7 protein-coding genes, 2 tRNA genes and 2 rRNA genes are annotated in these 18,874 nt (G+C 42.3%); 3 read left to right on the forward strand and 8 right to left on the reverse strand.

Features of this window, described 5'->3' with window-relative positions; all coding sequences use genetic code 11:
- Nucleotides 1-49 precede the first annotated feature (49 nt).
- From HEQ28_RS09140 to HEQ28_RS09165, 6 genes are all read right to left on the reverse strand, one after another.
- Nucleotides 50-2,947: ribosomal RNA gene (locus HEQ28_RS09140) — 23S ribosomal RNA — on the reverse strand.
- Nucleotides 2,948-3,130: 183 nt separating this feature from the next.
- Nucleotides 3,131-3,204: transfer RNA gene (locus HEQ28_RS09145), tRNA-Ala, on the reverse strand.
- Nucleotides 3,205-3,220: 16 nt separating this feature from the next.
- Nucleotides 3,221-3,294, reverse strand: a tRNA-Ile gene (locus HEQ28_RS09150).
- Nucleotides 3,295-3,452: 158 nt separating this feature from the next.
- Nucleotides 3,453-4,982: ribosomal RNA gene (locus HEQ28_RS09155) — 16S ribosomal RNA — on the reverse strand.
- Together the 16S and 23S rRNA genes with 2 tRNA genes alongside form the textbook arrangement of a ribosomal RNA operon.
- A gap of 375 nt (nt 4,983-5,357) precedes the next feature.
- A complete protein-coding gene (locus HEQ28_RS09160) occupies nt 5,358-6,521 on the reverse strand; it encodes an iron-containing alcohol dehydrogenase (RefSeq protein ID WP_434501931.1) in 1,164 nt (387 codons plus the stop codon).
- Nucleotides 6,522-6,639: 118 nt separating this feature from the next.
- Nucleotides 6,640-7,344: an SIMPL domain-containing protein gene (locus tag HEQ28_RS09165; RefSeq protein WP_434501932.1), complete on the reverse strand. Its 705-nt coding sequence runs from the start codon at nt 7,342-7,344 to the stop codon at nt 6,640-6,642.
- Between the two features lie 340 nt (nt 7,345-7,684).
- Between HEQ28_RS09165 and HEQ28_RS09170 the strand changes: the two genes are divergently transcribed.
- From HEQ28_RS09170 to hemG, 3 genes are all read left to right on the forward strand, one after another.
- On the forward strand, nt 7,685-9,733 hold the full coding sequence (locus tag HEQ28_RS09170; protein ID WP_434501933.1) for a TonB-dependent receptor: 2,049 nt from the start codon (nt 7,685-7,687) through the stop codon (nt 9,731-9,733).
- Nucleotides 9,734-9,809: 76 nt separating this feature from the next.
- The gene (gene hemN, locus HEQ28_RS09175; protein ID WP_434501934.1) at nt 9,810-11,174 is read left to right on the forward strand and encodes an oxygen-independent coproporphyrinogen III oxidase; all 1,365 of its coding nucleotides are present in this window, start codon (nt 9,810-9,812) and stop codon (nt 11,172-11,174) included.
- A 4-nt stretch (nt 11,175-11,178) separates the two neighbouring features.
- The gene (gene hemG / locus HEQ28_RS09180; protein ID WP_434501935.1) at nt 11,179-12,543 is read left to right on the forward strand and encodes a protoporphyrinogen oxidase; all 1,365 of its coding nucleotides are present in this window, start codon (nt 11,179-11,181) and stop codon (nt 12,541-12,543) included.
- Between the two features lie 375 nt (nt 12,544-12,918).
- On the opposite strand, the gene HEQ28_RS09185 is transcribed toward hemG, so the two are convergent.
- Both HEQ28_RS09185 and HEQ28_RS09190 read right to left on the reverse strand, forming a co-directional pair.
- A complete protein-coding gene (locus HEQ28_RS09185; protein ID WP_434501936.1) occupies nt 12,919-14,067 on the reverse strand; it encodes a carboxypeptidase-like regulatory domain-containing protein in 1,149 nt (382 codons plus the stop codon).
- 64 nt (nt 14,068-14,131) lie between these two features.
- Nucleotides 14,132-18,010: a Pls/PosA family non-ribosomal peptide synthetase gene (locus HEQ28_RS09190; RefSeq protein ID WP_434501937.1), complete on the reverse strand. Its 3,879-nt coding sequence runs from the start codon at nt 18,008-18,010 to the stop codon at nt 14,132-14,134.
- Nucleotides 18,011-18,874 lie beyond the last annotated feature (864 nt).

Here is an 18,874-nt window from a genome sequence, read left to right on the forward strand (position 1 = left end):
GGAACAAGGTTCCCACTATAATCTTAAACAACTCAAAGTATGACCTTCCGAAAGAAAGTTTCGGGCAATTAGTAGTGCTCGGCTTTGACGTCACCGTCTTTACACCTGCACCCTATCAACGTTGTCGTCTTCAACGACCCTCTATGGAGTTCTAATCTCGCGGCTGGCTTCGCACTTAGATGCTTTCAGCGCTTATCCATTCCAGACTCAGCTACCCAGCGGTGCGCCTGGCGGCACAACTGGTAAACCGGAGGTCTGTCCATCACGGTCCTCTCGTACTAGTGACGGCACCACTCAAAACTCCCACGCCCACGATAGATAGAGACCGAACTGTCTCACGACGTTCTGAACCCAGCTCGCGTGCCACTTTAATGGGCGAACAGCCCAACCCTTGGGACCTTCTCCAGCCCCAGGATGTGACGAGCCGACATCGAGGTGCCAAACCACCCCGTCGATATGAGCTCTTGGGGGGGATCAGCCTGTTATCCCCGGAGTACCTTTTATCCTTTGAGCGACGGAGTTTCCATACACATCCGCCGGATCACTATGCCCCAGTTTCCTGCCTGCTCGGCATGTCTGCCTCCCAGTCAAGCGCCCTTATGCCATTGCACTCTATTAGGTCGGTTACCAATCGACCCGAGGGCACCTTTGGAAGCCTCCGTTACGCTTTTGGAGGCGACCACCCCAGTCAAACTACCCACCAAACAATGTCCTCGCAAAAGCGAGTTAGACCTCAGACAGCCAAAGGGCCGTATTTCAAGGATGGCTCCACATACGCTGGCGCGCACGCTTCAAAGCCTCCGGCCTATCCTACACATCGGATGACCAAGGTCAATGCTAAGCTGTAGTAAAGGTTCACGGGGTCTTTTCGTCCCATCGCGGGTAATCGGCATCTTCACCGATACTACAATTTCACTGAGCTCATGGTTGAGACAGCGTCCGGATCATTACACCATTCGTGCAGGTCGGAACTTACCCGACAAGGAATTTCGCTACCTTAGGACCGTTATAGTTACGGCCGCCGTTTACCGGGGCTTCAATTCAATGCTGCATCCTTAAAGGAATGACATCTCCTCTTAACCTTCCGGCACCGGGCAGGTGTCAGACTGTATACTTCATCTTTCGAGTTAGCACAGCCCTGTGTTTTTGTTAAACAGTTGCCTGGACCTATTCTCTGCGCCTCTCCCGGAGGAGAGGACCCCTTATCCCGAAGTTACGGGGTTAATTTGCCTAGTTCCTTAACCATGAATCTCTCAACGCCTTAGTATGTTCTACCCGTCTACCTGTGTCGGATTGCGGTACGGGTACCACAGGGATTAAGTTTAGCGGATTTTCTCGGGAGTATGCTTACCAGCGCTATCAGCTTCCCCCGAAGGGGAGGCCGTACTATCAGGTTCGACTCGGAAGGTGGATTTGCCTGCCTTCCTCAACATCTACACCCTTTAACGGGGACTTCCGTCACCCCGCGGCTGTGTCACTGCTCCGTCTCCACGTCACTCCCTATGGTAGTAACGGAATATTAACCGTTTCTGCCATCGCCCTCGCCCTTCGGCTGAGACTTAGGACCCGACTAACCCCAGGCTGATTAACATTGCCTGGGAAACCTTAGACTTTTGGCGGAGGGGGATCTTACCCCTCTAATCGTTACTTATACCTACATTTGCTTTTCCATACGCTCCAGGATCAGTTATCTTCTCCATTCGACGCATATGGAATGCTCCCCTACCGATACTTTTATTATTACTATCCCGCGTCTTCGGTACCTGCCTTATACCCGATTATTATCCATGCCCGGACCCTCGACTAGTGAGCTGTTACGCACTCTTTGAATGAATGGCTGCTTCCAAGCCAACATCCTAGCTGTCACTGGGACCAGACTTCGTTAGACTAACTTAGACAGAATTTGGGGACCTTAGACGGCGGTCTGGATTCTTCTCCTCTCGGGGACGGACCTTAGCACCCGCCCCCTTACTGCATATCTGCTGCTCATGAGCATTCGGAGTTCGTCAGGTCTTGATAGGCGGTGAAGCCCTCTTGACCTATCGGTCGCTCTACCTCTCATGAGGATCGATACACGCGGCACCTAAATGCCTTTCGGGGAGTACGAGCTATCTCCAAGTTTGATTGGCCTTTCACTCCTACACTCAACTCATCCAGAAGCTTTTCAACGCTTATTGGTTCGGACCTCCATTCCGTGTTACCGGAACTTCATCCTGGTCAAGTGTAGATCACTTGGTTTCGCGTCTACCCCCTCTGACTAAACGCCCTGTTCAGGCTCGCTTTCACTGCGGTTGCGGGGCTTAACCCCTTAACCTTGCCAGAGATGGTAACTCGTAGGTTCATTATGCAAAAGGCACGCCGTCACTGATTGCTCAGCTCCGACCGCTTGTAAGCGTATGGTTTCAGGAACTATTTCACTCTTCTTATCGAAGTTCTTTTCACCTTTCCCTCACGGTACTGGTACACTATCGGTCTCACAGGAGTATTTAGCCTTACCGGATGGTCCCGGCAGATTCGCGCAGAATTCCTCGTGCTCCGCGTTACTCAGGATACCACTATGCCGGTTTCAACTTCACATAAGGGGCTATCACCCGCTATGGCTGAACTTTCCAGTTCATTCTGTTCATTGTTGCCGTACAACAGCGTGGTCCTACAACCCCGGCGGTGCGTTGCCACATCACCGGTTTGGGCTGTTCCCCGTTCGCTCGCCACTACTAGGGGAATCATTATTTATTTTCTCTTCCTCCGGGTACTAAGATGTTTCAGTTCCCCGGGTTAACCCTCACGACTGGCGTGAGTGACTGTCCTTCAGACAGACGGGTTGTCCCATTCGGAAATCTTCGGATCAACGGCTATTTGCACCTACCCGAAGCTTATCGCAGCTTATCACGTCCTTCATCGTCTCTGTGAGCCTAGGCATCCACCATACGCCCTTTCTTACTTTCTTTCGCCAACATGACAGTAAATGTCATGAGGTTGCTCATACTTTCAGCTGTTAAGTGAAATCTAAAAAATCTTGCGATTTGTTGATTTCAAAGTTTGAACTTTGTTACTTTACAGTTTTGCTTGTGTCAATATGTCAAAGATCTATGTGGAATACATATACTTAATCAAAAGCATGTTCCTTGTGTGGAGAATAACGGATTCGAACCGTTGACCCCCTGCTTGCAAAGCAGGTGCTCTAGCCAGCTGAGCTAATCCCCCGTGGGATTTTAAGGAGTAGTCCCAGGCAGACTTGAACTGCCGACCTCCACATTATCAGTGTGGCGCTCTAACCAACTGAGCTATAGGACTATATCTTCCAGCTGGTTCATTCAAGCTACGTGGGCTTATTGTGCCCAGCTTCCTTATTTCTCTTATATGTATAAACAGTTCAGTGAGTACAAGAAGGAAAAGAACCAAACTCTTGTTCTATCCTTATATATAATCCTTTGTCGGAAAATCGTCTCCAGAAAGGAGGTGTTCCAGCCGCACCTTCCGGTACGGCTACCTTGTTACGACTTAGCCCCAATTACCAGTTTTGCCCTAGGCCGTTCCTTGCGGTCACGGACTTCAGGCACCCCCGGCTTTCATGGCTTGACGGGCGGTGTGTACAAGGCCCGGGAACGTATTCACCGCGCCATGGCTGATGCGCGATTACTAGCGAATCCAGCTTCGTGAGGTCGGGTTGCAGACCTCAGTCCGAACTGGGACCGGCTTTAAGGATTGGATTACTTTTGCAAGCAACCGTCTCTCTGTACCGGCCATTGTAACACGTGTGTAGCCCCGGACGTAAGGGCCGTGCTGATTTGACGTCATCCCCACCTTCCTCACACCTTACGGTGGCAGTATCTCCAGAGTGCCCAGCATGACCTGATGGCAACTAAAGAAAGGGGTTGCGCTCGTTATGGCACTTAAGCCGACACCTCACGGCACGAGCTGACGACAACCATGCAGCACCTTCACAGAGGCCCCGAAGGGCATCACCATCTCTGGATCTTTCCTCTGCAATTCAAGCCCGGGTAAGGTTCCTCGCGTATCATCGAATTAAACCACATGTTCCTCCGCTTGTGCGGGCCCCCGTCAATTCCTTTGAGTTTCACCGTTGCCGGCGTACTCCCCAGGTGGGATGCTTAATGCTTTCGCTTGGCCGCTGGCCCAGGTGGGTCAACAGCGGGCATCCATCGTTTACCGTGCGGACTACCAGGGTATCTAATCCTGTTCGATACCCGCACTTTCGAGCTTCAGCGTCAGTTGTGCTCCCGTAAGCTGCCTTCGCAATCGGAGTTCTTCGTGATATCTAAGCATTTCACCGCTACACCACGAATTCCGCCTACGTTGCGCACACTCAAGTCTGCCAGTTCGCGCTGCAATTCAGATGTTGAGCATCTACATTTCACAACACGCTTAACAGACGGCCTACGCTCCCTTTAAACCCAATAAATCCGGATAACGCCTGGACCTTCCGTATTACCGCGGCTGCTGGCACGGAATTAGCCGGTCCTTATTCATACAGTACCTACAAATAACCACACGTGGCTAACTTTATTCCTGTATAAAAGCAGTTTACAACCCATAGGGCCGTCATCCTGCACGCTACTTGGCTGGTTCAGGCTTCCGCCCATTGACCAATATTCCTCACTGCTGCCTCCCGTAGGAGTTTGGACCGTGTCTCAGTTCCAATGTGGGGGACCTTCCTCTCAGAACCCCTACTGATCGTTGCCTTGGTGGGCCGTTACCCCGCCAACAAGCTAATCAGACGCATCCCCATCCACAACCGATAAATCTTTATTCCTCGTCAGATGTCATCTGAGGAAATTATAAGGTATTAGTCTTACTTTCGCAAGGTTATTCCTTAGTTGGGGGCAGGTTGGATACGCGTTACTCACCCGTGCGCCGGTCGTCGACAAGGAAAGCAAGCTTTCCTTTCGTTACCCCTCGACTTGCATGTGTTAAGCCTGTAGCTAGCGTTCATCCTGAGCCAGGATCAAACTCTCCATTGTAAAATATTATATATTCTATTTCTAGAATGTCTGTAATCTGTTCAGAACGAATCTCCTAAATTATTGTAGTCTAAAACCTGATTTTTTCGAAACCGAACTAATGTCCGGTGACGGTTTGTTTCTTTTTACCCGAGTACCGAAATAAATCTCAGCACTCGCTTCTTGTACTACTTTTCTGTCTATGTAAATCTTTTCAAAGAACTCTTTCTTATGCTTAAGAAGAACCGTTGTTCTTAAAAGCGAGTGCAAAAGTATAGGTTTTTATTCAAACCTCCAAATCTTTTTGATAAAAAGATTCATTTTTATTTCATCTTTTCCGTTTTGTTGACAGAAAAGGTATCAAGATGTGAAGTTAACCTTATTATATATAGCACATCAATATGCTTGTCTCAATATTTCAAGGATTTCCTGTGGAGTCATTTGCTTATATCCACCCATCAATAATGTAGAATTAGCAATCAATGGCAGCATCTCCTCTGTTGCATTGAGATCACGAAGACGTGTCACCATTCCCGATTCCTTAACAAACTGTTCCAATGCGTCTATTCCTGCCTTTGCAAGCTGATCTTTGGTCATACCCTCTTCGTTGATATGCCATACCTCGCGAGCGAAGCGAGCAAACTTGTCCAGTCCAAACTTAGATACATAGCGATAATAAGGTATTGAGATCGCAGCTAATCCCATACCATGAGCACAATCAGTGTAAGCTCCCAACTGATGTTCTATCATGTGAACTTCCCAATCCTGCGCTTTTCCTAGTCCGGCAAGTGGATTCATTGCCAGAGAAGAGCACCACATCAAATTGCTGCGAGCCTCATAATCTTCAGCATTTACTACAGCAACACGTGTACTATCAATAATAGAACGGAGCAATCCCTCGATAATGTAACTTGAAGTACCGTTATCGTCACCTGCGAAATAAGCCTCCATAAGATGAGACATCATATCAAAGATACCACTCAACATCTGATATTTAGATACAGAGAAAGTATATTCTGGATTAAGGATTGAGAAACGAGGATTCACGTTTGCATCAAACACACGTCCCATCTTGATTTTCAAGTCTTCATTGGTGATTACCGCACCTGAATTCATTTCAGATCCAGTACCAGCCATTGTCAGAATTGAAGCCACTGCAACCAACTTATTGTCTACTGGTTCAAAGTTAGTGAAATAACGTTGCCATGCGTCGCCTTCACAATATGTAGATACCGAAATAGCCTTTGCGCAGTCTATAACCGATCCACCACCTACAGCAAGTATCAAGTCTACATTGTTTTCCTTTACCAATCGGCATCCTTCCATCACTTTCTCATAAGTAGGATTAGGCATAACTCCAGACAATTCAACAACAGTCTTACCCAGACTCTTGCATATATCCAGAACTTGATCGTAAACACCTATCTTCTTTATAGCTCCCTTACCATAAGCGAGCATAATTGTTTTACCATATTTTGCAAGTTCGGTTTTAAGACCATCCATTGCCGTACGACCAAAATATATCTTGGTCGGATTCTCATATGTGAAATCTAATTTCATAATTTCTATATCCTTTCTTTTATTGTTAGTTGTTTTTACGGATGCAAAGTTAAATCATCTTCTGTATTTAACACGTATCAGAATTACAGATAAAAATACAGATTTTACTGATTCTGCATCAGTCTTTCAGATAATACACAATACTCGTGACAACACGCACCTTCTTAATGAAAGGAGTATTGGCATCACGGTCTTCAATTGATATCTGTCCTTGGTCGGCGCTTTTTATCTTACCTAGATCACTTTCAGAATCCTTTGCGAATTTCTCTGCTGCCGTACGCGCATTCTTTGTTGCCTGTTCTATCATCTTTGGTTTCACACTGTTTAGGTTCGTGAAAACATAGATCACAGTATTATTATAATCATTTGCCGTAATGGCTACACCCTGCTTCAATAGATCTGCCTGTTGACTCATCAACCGCCTTACAAGATCCACCTTATTTGTTGACACAGTCATCACCGACGTCACATTATACCTTTCTTTATATTGATTATTGCCATAAACATCAGCAGCCTTGTCAACAATCTGAGGGGCGTTTACACTTATTTCCTTATCCGAAATACCTTTGCTTATAAGGAAGTTCTTCACAATACGATTATTTCTGTTCACATCTTGGTAAATAGAACTGAGATCATTACCAACAATCTTAAACGAGACAGGCCATGTTACTTTGTTGGCCTTCACCTCCATTTCCGCCAAACCCTTAACATTCACCACTCGCGAGTTGTCTGCCATACTGTTCAATCCACTCTTGATGCAGACTCCCACAACGATGAGTCCCACCATCAGCAATGCTGCCGAAACAAATTTGTAGTTTTTCATAATCAATATATAATTAAGTCGTTCACTAAATCACAAATATAATGATTTTATAAACATGCCGCATCATAAAGCAACGAAGTTTATGAAATATTTTATATTTATTATGTATAGCGACGTAACTTGCATTTTCCCCACAACACACTTAATTACCTTACAAATGAGGATTGCATACTTTGAGATTAGTTGCTAACTTTGCGCACTGATAAAAACAGGATGTCAACAACTCAAAATGGCAGCATTATTCTTAATGATATAAACATTGGATAATGTCAACGACCTCCCAAAACTTGCAATGAGAGTACTTCCTGAATCAACGTAATAAACAAAACAGATAAATAGTATGCTTACAGAAATTTTAATGACTTCACTGATGTTGGTTAATACACATTTTAAATCAGACAGTGTCATAAACATTAAAGAAGTCACCGTTACAGAGTTCAAGGCAAACAGGAGAAGTCTTGCACCATTGTCTGCAAACAAGATGAACGCAAGAGACTTAGACTTGCAGAATGTCACAAGTATGAAAGAACTCTCTACACTTATACCAAATTTCTATATGCCCGATTATGGTTCAAGAGCCAACAGTCCTATCTTTATACGTGGAATAGGTTCAAAAGCAAAGACATCGGCTGTCGGTTTTTATATTGACGGAATTCCACATTATGACATTTCTGCTTTAGATGTTGACATGGCTGACATTGCAAGCATTGAAGTACTAAGGGGACCACAGGGAACATTATACGGACGCAATGCTATGGGAGGTATTATTGATATTCACACATTCTCACCATTGGAATATCAAAACACCAAAATAAAACTAGGATATGGAAACAAAAACGATATTACCGCACAGGCATCAAGTTATTTAAAGCTAGCTGATAATCTGGGCTTTTCTATTTCCGGAAATTATCATAGCAACGATGGTTTCTTCACCAACATCGCAACAGGCAAAAAGGCAGATAAGATAAAAGAATATTCTGGCAGAACTGCTTTTGAATGGAAACCTACTGAATTTTGGAAATTCCGATTTAGTTCATGGATTGATTACAGCAACCAGAACGGTTATCCGTATGCTTTATATAACAAACAAGACAACACTATCGGAGACATTTCTTACAACAGAACAAGCGGATTCAAAAGACTTATATCAAACAATGGACTATCAGCTGTCTACAATGGAAGCAACATCAGCTTCAGCAGTCAGACATCATATCAGTTTATGAATGGAAGCATGAATATTGATCAGGATTTCACTACTGCTGATAAATACTTTGTTGTGAATGATTACCACATGAACACGCTCACACAGGAATTCACACTTAAATCAAATAATGACAAGAGATACCAATGGATTCTCGGAGCCTTCGGACTCATTCAGAAGAAAGACAATGTTCTGACAACAGATTATATTGCTCAGAAATTTAGCATGCCTACCTATTACAATGATCCTATATCATCTTTCGCTCTCTATCATCAATCATCTTATAATATATGGAAAGGCCTTTCTGCCACTGTTGGATTAAGATTTGACTATGAGCATGCAAAGAAAGATTATAAAAGATATACTATTGTAACAGGTTCTACTTCTACTAACAATTCTCCATATACATTCAACAACAATCTCAACTTCAACCAATTCTCACCAAAGTTCAGTCTGCAATACCTCACTACCCTGCATAATAATTACTATGTCACCGTAAGTCGTGGTTATAAAGTGGGAGGTTTCAACGAGACTATTACTTCCGACGACAACAAGACATACCAACCTGAATATAGCTGGAATTATGAAGTAGGCAGCAAACTGCGTTTCCTTGACGGAAAAATCACCACAGATATTTCTTTATTTTATATCGACTGGAGACATCAACAGATTACGCATACTATTCCTGGAGTAGGCAACATCCTTACAAATGCTGGACATAGCAACAGCAAAGGTGTTGAGCTCTCTGTTTCTGCCCATCCTATATACAATTGGAATGTAGGATTAAGCTATGGATATACCTATGCCGAATTTCTTGACTACAAGCAAAGTGATAATATAAACTATAATCACAATATGATTCCGATGGTCCCAAGAAATACTTTTGGCATGAACTCTGATTACACCTTATATCCAAAGTGCAACATTGTTGACAGAATCACATTCAGTGCCGGTCTTAACGGAACAGGCAAGATATATTGGGATGAAAGCAACAGCCTAAGCCAGAAATTCTATCTTCTGCTGAATGCTAAGGTTATCGTCAGCAGTGGTAAGTTCAACTGGGAAATATGGGGCAAGAATATCACTAACACCGATTATCAAGCCTACTGCTTTAGCATGAGTAACACATATTATGTGCAGAAAGGCAAACCAGTGAGCTATGGAACTTCAATAACATTTAATTTCTGACAACATTAAAAACATGTTCAGCGGTAATAACCAGTTACCGCAACAACATGCTTTCTGCAATTATAGTATAAAGACGATGAACAAGGAAATAATTAATAAATACAATATTCAAGCACCGAGATACACCAGTTATCCCCCAGCCAACTATTTCAAAGAAATCAATGAATCTGATTTCATCCAGACAATCCAGGATTCCAACGACGCGAAGAGAAACAACGTTTCTTTTTATCTCCATTTCCCCTACTGCAAACGCTTGTGTCATTACTGCGGATGCAATTCTTTCAAATGGAATAATCAGGAGTCTACCGATAAATATGTTGATGCACTTCATAAAGAAATAGACCTTGTTGCAAAGCATCTCGACAAGAGCAGACGCATCTCTCAGATACACTATGGAGGTGGAAGTCCATCACAGCTTAGTGCTAGCACACTAAAGGAACTCAACCAACATCTGTTGTCGTTAATGCCTACTATCGACAACCCCGAAATAGCGATCGAATGTCATCCTGGATTTCTCAATCGTGAAGGATGGGAAGCCATTGCCGATAGTGGATTCAATAGAGTGAGCATCGGAATACAAGATACAGATACCAATGTATTGGAAGCTGTAAACAGACAACCTTCAATATTGCCGATAAAAGAAATCTTTGAGATACTTAAATCAAAAGGAATCATCATCAATCTTGATTTCTTATATGGTCTACCCCATCAGACACCAGAGGAGTTTGAGCGTGTGATATCTGAAGCGGTGAACCTTCGTCCAGACAGAATCGTAACATTCAGTTACGGACATGTGCCATGGGTTTTCAAGCGTCAACAGATATTAGAAAAGATTGGTTTGCCAGATAGTGAGAGCAAAGAAGAAATGGCTGCAAGGGCTGCAAAGGCAATCGCCGAAGGTGGATACCGCCGTATCGGTATGGATCATTTTGTATTACCTGATGACGAACTCAGTAAGGCTTTGGATACCCACCAGCTGCATCGCAACTTCCAAGGCTATTGCACCCTTCGCACCACCGGACAGGTTTATGCCTTTGGTGCAACAGGAATTAGTCAACTAGATGATGCCTATTGCCAAAACACAAAAGATATTAGCGAATACATCGAAACCATCAACAACGGACATTTGCCTGTTGCACACGGATATAAACTGAATGAGAAAGAGAAGGTGATGCGCGAAATCGCTGAATCATTGATGTGCAACTACCATTTAGACTGGGACGTATTGGCTACAGAATTAAAGATGTCTGTTGACGAGATAAAAGCCTGCACCAACTACGATGAAGATAAACTGAAAGAGATGGCTGCAGATGGACTTATCAACATGTCTGGCAACATCATTGCTATGGCAGAAATGGGATCGCCGTTTGTCAGAAATGTAGTTGCTGCCTTAGATCCCCTGATGGTGAATACCGATAGAAAATTCTCTAAACCAATATAATAAGATGGATAATACTCACGATATAGTTATCATTGGAGCGGGACTTACAGGACTCACAACAGCTTTCGCGTTGCATCAGAAAAACCGCAATGTCACAATCCTTGAAAGCGACAATAAAATTGGTGGACAGATACAGTCACATCATGTCAATGGATTCATCTTTGAAAGTGGTCCTAACACTGGCGTCATCAAATATCCTGAAGTAATGGACCTGTTCCATTCCTTAAACGACAAATGCGAACTTGAAATAGCTAAGGAATCAGCAAAGAAGAGACTCATCTGGAAAGGTAACAAGTTTCATGAATTACCTTCTGGACCGATCAGCGCCATCACTACTCCCCTATTCACTACCTACGACAAACTGCGAATTCTTACAGAACCATTCAGAGCAAAAGGCAACAATCCCGATGAAAGCATTGCTCAAATGACGAAAAGAAGACTTGGAAGTTCATATCTCAACTATGCAGTTGACCCATTCCTTGCAGGAGTTTACGCTGCCAATCCGATGATGCTGCCTACAAGATACGCTTTGCCCAAACTATATGAGTTGGAACAAAACTATGGCAGTTTCATCCTTGGAGCGATTAAAAAAGCGCGTCAACCAAAGACTGATAGAGATAAAACAGCCACAAAAGAAGTATTCTCCACTCGTGGCGGACTATCAAATCTCACAAAGGCGATGGCTGATAAAATTGGTTCCGACAATATCATATTAAATACAAAGTCAATCAGTATAACCCCATCTGAAGGTGGTTTTGTGATAGACTACACCATCAATGGTCAGCAGCATCAGATAAAGTGCAACAAGGTTGTCACCACATGTGGAGCTTATGCCCTACCAACAATGTTACCATTTGTAGATAGAGGCATCATGGCAACGATCACTAATCTGAAGTATGCGCCAGTAATTCAGGTAGGTGTAGGAATCGCCGACACCAAAGGAGTTTATCACAACGCATTTGGCGGTCTTGTTCCATCCAAAGAAAAGCGTGATGTATTAGGTATCTTATTTCCTTCCGACTGTTTTGCGCAACGTGCCCCCGAAAGAGGAGCTGCTTACGCATTCTTTATTGGTGGCATGCGACATCCGGAGATGATAGATCTCAGCGACGAGGAGATTAAGCAGCTAGTAATAAATGATTTACACAGCATGATGAAATATCCCGCAACGATACAGCCAGATGAAATAAATATATACCGTCATGACAAAGCCATTCCACAGTATGAAAGCAGCACAGGCAACAGATTAAAAAGCATTGCGTTGTTGCAGCAGACATATCCTGGACTCATTATCGCTGGTAATCTTAGAGACGGCATCGGAATGGGCGACCGCATCAAGCAAGCTTACGATATTGCAGCAAGCATGTAAAAAACACATTGGGCTCCCGCAGAGTTTCTTTTTCGTATATCTGCTAACGCAGATGTGTTTTCCCGCAGATATAGTTTATCAACGTAAACGGCATTATCTCCCGCAGATAGCGCAGAGGTCGCAGAGGAATGCAGCAAAGCTGCATTATTTCGCAGACAAACTACAGTAACCTGAACAGCACATGTCGCAACTGTCTTTGTCAGCGAGATCTACGGCATCTGCTTTAGCAGATCCATTTGCTAAACTGTCTTTCGTCTGCGTAAATCTGCGTAATCTGCGGGAGATAATGCCGTTCACACATGCAAAGAAAAACATATCAGCGTGAAACTACAGAAGAATAAACTCACGCAGCCCATGAACATTATATATCATAATTTAATATAGAATGTATTCTTTGGGAATATTCTGTAATTGTTCTTCAGCTAGCCTTTCTTTTTTGCTAACTATAATTTTCATATACCACGGTTCGGCAAGATCAAAGAATCCCGTTTCTTCTTGAGAGTTCGTTTGATTGAAAATTATTTCAGATTCAAAAGAATCAAACTTCCTTCCGGCATATTTCCCCTTTTCTGATTCAGCAAGGATGTAAGCTTTATATCTACACAAAGAAGGATAATAGACTCCATTAATATCAGAATAAGTAATCTTTTGATTTACGATCCATTTAGAATACTTCCAACCTGTAAGAATATTAAAGGTAGTTCTCGTAAAACCATTCGTGTTGTTGTCTATATTATAGCCAATACCAGTATCTCGTATGACAGAGAGAATGATGCATTTAGCGGTATCTACATTAATATACCCCTTATCTTCTTTATCATATTTTATAGACTTGAAATAAAGTTGAACCACATTTTTGTCTTCGGCGTTAAAAGCATCATTAACTTGGAATTTATGGTGCTTAATAAATTTCATATCCATTTCATCAACGAAGTCATGATAAACCATTCGCTTCATGTTTGTGAAATCACAACCTGCGGTACTATCTTTAAAATGAATATACCCTTTCGATGGTTTTATTTCAAATCGTGTTTTCGTTGATGATGAAGGCATTCTGATTATACCAGAATTTTCAAACCAATAGCCGCTATTGTCACTCGCATTTCGTGTGTTATAACTATAGTGAAAATTTTCTATTGCAGTTCGATATTTATCTTTTTTATGCTCAATAAACCGTTTTAAGAAAGGACGAATCCAACACGGTTCCGTATTACTGACAACAACTTCTGACAAAAGATTCTCTTTCGGAATAAGAAATACTGTGTCTGGTGTGTTAGTGAATGTTTGTTGTGTGTAACCTACATGACTAATACAAAGTTTTTGAAATGAAAAGTCAATCGTTGCAATCCCCTTTTCATCAGTCACAGTACCTCTATATTCCCCTTTTTCCGCTTTATAAACATTCGTATATGGTATAGGCGCTTTGGTAGTTGCATCACAAACAACAATTCGTGATTGCCCCATAGCGCTTTGCCCATAAACGAGAATGGCACAAGTGGTAATAATAGTTTTCTTTATTCTCATAGTCCTTTAATTTCTAGCTTTACAAAACTCATTTATATCTAGATGAGACTATTTTCTAAACCATTCATACTTTGTTTGCCGGAGCACCGATGTATCTGTTATCAGCAGACAGTGTCTCATTCTTCATCAATACTGACAGTGGATCAAGGATAGCATTCTTTTCCATCTTTGAATCATAAAGCACAACAGACATACCACCAACAGAACAGTTTTCTTCCATCGTTACATACGACATCTTCATCACACGATCCTCAAAGAGGTGGGTCTGCATGGTACAGTTGTCGTTAAGGGCAACGTAGTCATCCACATGTATCAGGTCAAACTCTGTAATCTGTGTTGTAAACAGACAGGTTCGCTTACCAATCTTACAGCCAAGTAGTCGAAGTGGATACTTTATAAATGGTGTTCCTGTAAGGATGTTCAAGCAAAACAATACCAAGAAATTCTCATACAAACCAGTGACAAGTTCGCTACGCCATACAAATCCACTCCATAAAGGTTTGTTTTGTGGCACGTATTTTCCCACGATGACCCATTTCAGGAGTGCTGTAATAAATATACCGATGATTGATACACCGATGTAGAGTAATGGAAACCATAATATTAGTTCACTAAGATCTCTCTCAATCTGCATGTAAGAAGTTATATCGGTGATGATACCCGCCATGAAGATGAAGAATGTTGATGGTAAGATAACACGGAAAAACTCGATGAAATAACGGTAGCAGAACAGTTTCTTTGAAGGTTTGTAAGTACGTTCTGACGAGAAATCATGATTCACATCCCTTCGCGGCAGGAATACTGCAGGTGATCCAAACCAGTTTGTGCCATCTTTTGCAGGCAGATTTTCTTCCTTCATCTTTGAAAGTACACCCACAAGCACATCGTCTCCTAGCTTTGTTCCCGGACTCATTACGGCACTATTGCCTACGAATGTACGGTTTCCAATATATGTTTTGGCAATCTCAATATAGCCGTTGCGAACATACGAAGCTCCCACAGAAACAGAATCGGCAAGGAAACATTCATCTCCCGTAACAAGTAAGTCTGGAGAAATAAACTCTACGGTAGATATTTCCACACGTTTTCCCATCTTTACACCCAGCATCTTGAACCACTTTTGCAGGTATAGCGTTGTGTAAAGCGTACCTATTACCTGCAAGCTCAACTTCATCAACTGGTCAAAGAACCATTTCTTATAGTAGAAAAGACTGTTCACCTTGTAGCGTCCTTCCTTGATATTGCCCAGAAGCAACCATTTGAATATTGCGATAATCACTGTCAGAAGCACCACGAATGATACGCCGACTAGTGGTGTTATCCATGCAAAATTCCAGATATGGGAAACATAATTGATGTGAGCCACTGCCAGCATACCAGGATAGAAAGCCACCATCGTAATAAGTGGAATGATGAAAACAGATGCCAATGAAAGCAACGTAAATTTCAGAGACCATAGTTTGACCGTCTCTTTCTTTTCGTTGTCCCCTATTTTGCGTGGAGGTGAGCCACCCCAGTTCTCGTTAGCAGGTATTGTTGTACCTTCTGGAATCAGTGTCAAGTCTTCAATCGAACTGTTTTTGCCCATTTTAGAATTATGTGCCAGACAGCATCGAGTTCCTACAAAAGCATTATCTTCCAGTTCTATCGAACCTATCTTTAGCCAACCATCCTCGATGGTATATCCTCTCAGGTGTGTATCCGTACAAATACTTACATTATCGCCTATCTTTACCAGGTCGAATGCGTCGATGGCTGATGTATTGATATAAGTATTGCTTCCTACTTTTGCACCCATAAACCGCATAAACCAGTTCATGATAGATGTTCCTGTAAAATATATCACAGGACAGATGGCTGTAACCTTACCTACAATCCAGAAACGGAAGTAATAACTGCCCCATAGTTTGTATTTGCCTGGGCGTATTCGTCCAATAACAATCCATTTAAATAGAATAGAGAATATGGTGAGACTTGGCAGAATCAGGAAGTATGACGACAGACTGATATAGATAGAGTTCACCATTCCATAGTCAGCTGAATAGAAATAAGAATAGACAAAGAAAGGTCCTAGCCATTCCAATCCGAACAATAAGGTTAGGAATACGAGTGATATGCCCTGACATAAAGAGCAAAGATAATATTGCAATGTTGGCACTTTGTATATATCCCTCTCCTCTTTCTTCTCGTCTGCTGCGGGACGTTTGCTCTCCAGTTCCTTTGCAAGATCTGAAAGCACCGGAAATTTGTAAACATCCACCACAGACATATTCTCAAACATCTTCTGTTCTCTCATCTCCGACACGACAATAGCAGCGAGCAGCGAGTGCCCTCCCAGATCATTAAAGAAGTGATCGTCCATTGAAATGTCGTCACGCCCAATGTTCTTGGCAATAACTTTAACCATAGCCTTCTCCAGTGGTGTTGAAGGTTGAATGATATCTCTGTCTTTCGAGAAGCTCAATGGGGTTTTAGGAGCCGGCAATCTCTTGCGGTCTATCTTCTGGCTCGATGTCATTGGCAGTTCGCTTATCTCATCGAGCGTTGATGGAATCATGTAATAAGGCAGTAACAATCTCAACTGCTTGCCTACGACGGCACGGTCTACCGTCTTTCCCGCACGTAACACAACGAAAGCTGCTAACTGTTGAGTCGCATTATCCAGTGTTACCGCAGCCGCCTGTATAGCATCATTCTGCATCAGCAGTCCTTCTATCTCGGCGAGTTCCACACGAAATCCACGTACTTTCACCTGAGCATCGGCACGTCCGATAAACACAAATTCGTGATCCTTATTATATTTAGCCAAATCACCAGTGCGATAATATCGTTTCGTCTCACCGCTGTAACGTTCGGTAGTGATAAATTTCTTTGCAGTGAGGTCGTCACGGTTTAAATAGCCACGAGCTATACAGTCACCACCAATAAGAATCTCACCTTCCTTGTCAGTCTCGTCAATCACGTTCATCTCTTCGTCCACCAAGAGAACTTCATATCCGTCCAAGGCTTTACCGATGGTAACCTCCTGACAGGGTTCAAGAATAGAATATGTGGCAATCACCGTTGCTTCTGTAGGACCATAAGTGTTGTACACCATACGTCCCTTTTTACACCAACGGTTAGCGATATCGCGGGAGCAAACCTCACCGCCGAATATCAGTATTCTAAGATCTGGAATGTCGTCTTTTACCATCGACAACAATGTCGGCGCACATGAAAGGAATGTGATACCCAGATTTTGTAGTATAGAAGAAAACCTATCGCCAGAGCGCATTATATCGAATGTTCCAATTACAAGAGTGGAACCTGCCGATAACGGTACCCAGATTTCTTCCACAGAAGCATCAAAAGATACAGAAAATCCCTGTAAGGCTCTGTCGGTTTCGTTGATGGGGTAAATCTTTCTTGCTCCGTTAACGTATGTCACGGCGTTTTTATGCATCAGCAACACCCCTTTAGGTTTACCCGTGGTACCTGATGTATAGATCATATAGCATAGATTATCCTCACTTCTTCCATCCACGATGGGTTTTGTGTCAGGGTAATCGTCCAGCTCTGCTCTCTGTTTGTCGATATTGAATATAGGGAATGATGACAACTGATCACCTATTCTATCCAAAATCTCATTGGAAGTGATGAGCAGTTTGGCATCAGCATCCTCCATGATAAAGTTGACTCTGTCTGCAGGAATCTCCGGATCAAGCGGAATATATGCCGCACCGGTTTTAAGAATGCCCAGCATGGAGATGATGACTTCAGCACAACGTGGCAAGAGGATTGTGACCTTATCTTCAGGACCTATTGACAAACCTTTAAGGTAGTTTGCCAATTTGTTTGCTAACTGTTCTGCATCAATATAGGTATATCGTTTTTCACCTTCTTCAATTGCAATGTTATTGGGGAAAGTTTTTACGGAATTTTCAAAGAAAGAGTCTAAAAACATATAATAATATCTTTATAAATTTGTCTCAAAATTGTATCGCCATATCTGATAGTTTAATAGAAGTTTGTACCATCTATTGCTATCAATGTCAATCATGAAATGTTAATTGCAGCAAAGATAGGAATTAATATCAGATTCCATTTGTTTAGCGAATATTTTTGAGATATTTTATCTTTTGTTTAAAAAATGGTAACTACAGCGAAAGGGACCAAAGTACACCTTATTATTTGTCATTAGAAACTGGCAAGCAATGAATCCAAGGGACACAGCTCATGTTTAGCTACAGTTTTTATGATTATCCCATCACTCAAAATGTGGGATGAATAAAATTATTTGATGGCTATAACATCAGTTAGGGACTAGTCGTATTAATAATAGGTAGAATATAATACAAACCGATTCCCTATCAGCTTTACGTTTCAATTCACTAAAAATGAGTTCGGTAATTGGATATCGCAAAATGCGATATCCAATTCTATCATGATGGTAGCTCATAAATTAAATGCAGCAGCGTAAACAGTATGTTTCCCCGCAGATAGCGCAGATTCCCACAGAGAACAACATTAGCAGATAAATTAATTTGCTTTAGCAGATAGTACAAATACATATAGAGTAAAGAAAATCAACGGGAAAGCACAAAGTATCAACAGCATATATTTCACACTTTAGTTTATTTTACTATTGAATTTGCAAACAATAGTATTGCAAATATGCATGTAAAATAAACTATCATAGGTATTTTGGGTATTTAAACTAGCATAAAAACCATGAATAAGTCCGGCATTTGCAAATAGTCACAAAGCTTATATAGACAACCATAAATTATTTGATTCCTATAACATCAGTTAGGGACATAAAAGAAAC

It is taken from the genome of Prevotella sp. (assembly GCF_051059605.1).
Lineage (GTDB): Bacteria > Bacteroidota > Bacteroidia > Bacteroidales > Bacteroidaceae > Prevotella.

Excerpts from the sequence above, each read along its gene's own strand:
- HEQ28_RS09160 (WP_434501931.1), bottom strand. The coding sequence starts at position 6,521 with ATGAAATTAGATTTCACATATGAGAATCCGACCAAGATATATTTTGGT.
- HEQ28_RS09165 (WP_434501932.1), bottom strand. The coding sequence starts at position 7,344 with ATGAAAAACTACAAATTTGTTTCGGCAGCATTGCTGATGGTGGGACTC.
- HEQ28_RS09170 (WP_434501933.1), top strand. The coding sequence starts at position 7,685 with ATGCTTACAGAAATTTTAATGACTTCACTGATGTTGGTTAATACACAT.
- hemN (WP_434501934.1), top strand. The coding sequence starts at position 9,810 with ATGAACAAGGAAATAATTAATAAATACAATATTCAAGCACCGAGATAC.
- hemG (WP_434501935.1), top strand. The coding sequence starts at position 11,179 with ATGGATAATACTCACGATATAGTTATCATTGGAGCGGGACTTACAGGA.
- HEQ28_RS09185 (WP_434501936.1), bottom strand. The coding sequence starts at position 14,067 with ATGAGAATAAAGAAAACTATTATTACCACTTGTGCCATTCTCGTTTAT.
- HEQ28_RS09190 (WP_434501937.1), bottom strand. The coding sequence starts at position 18,010 with ATGTTTTTAGACTCTTTCTTTGAAAATTCCGTAAAAACTTTCCCCAAT.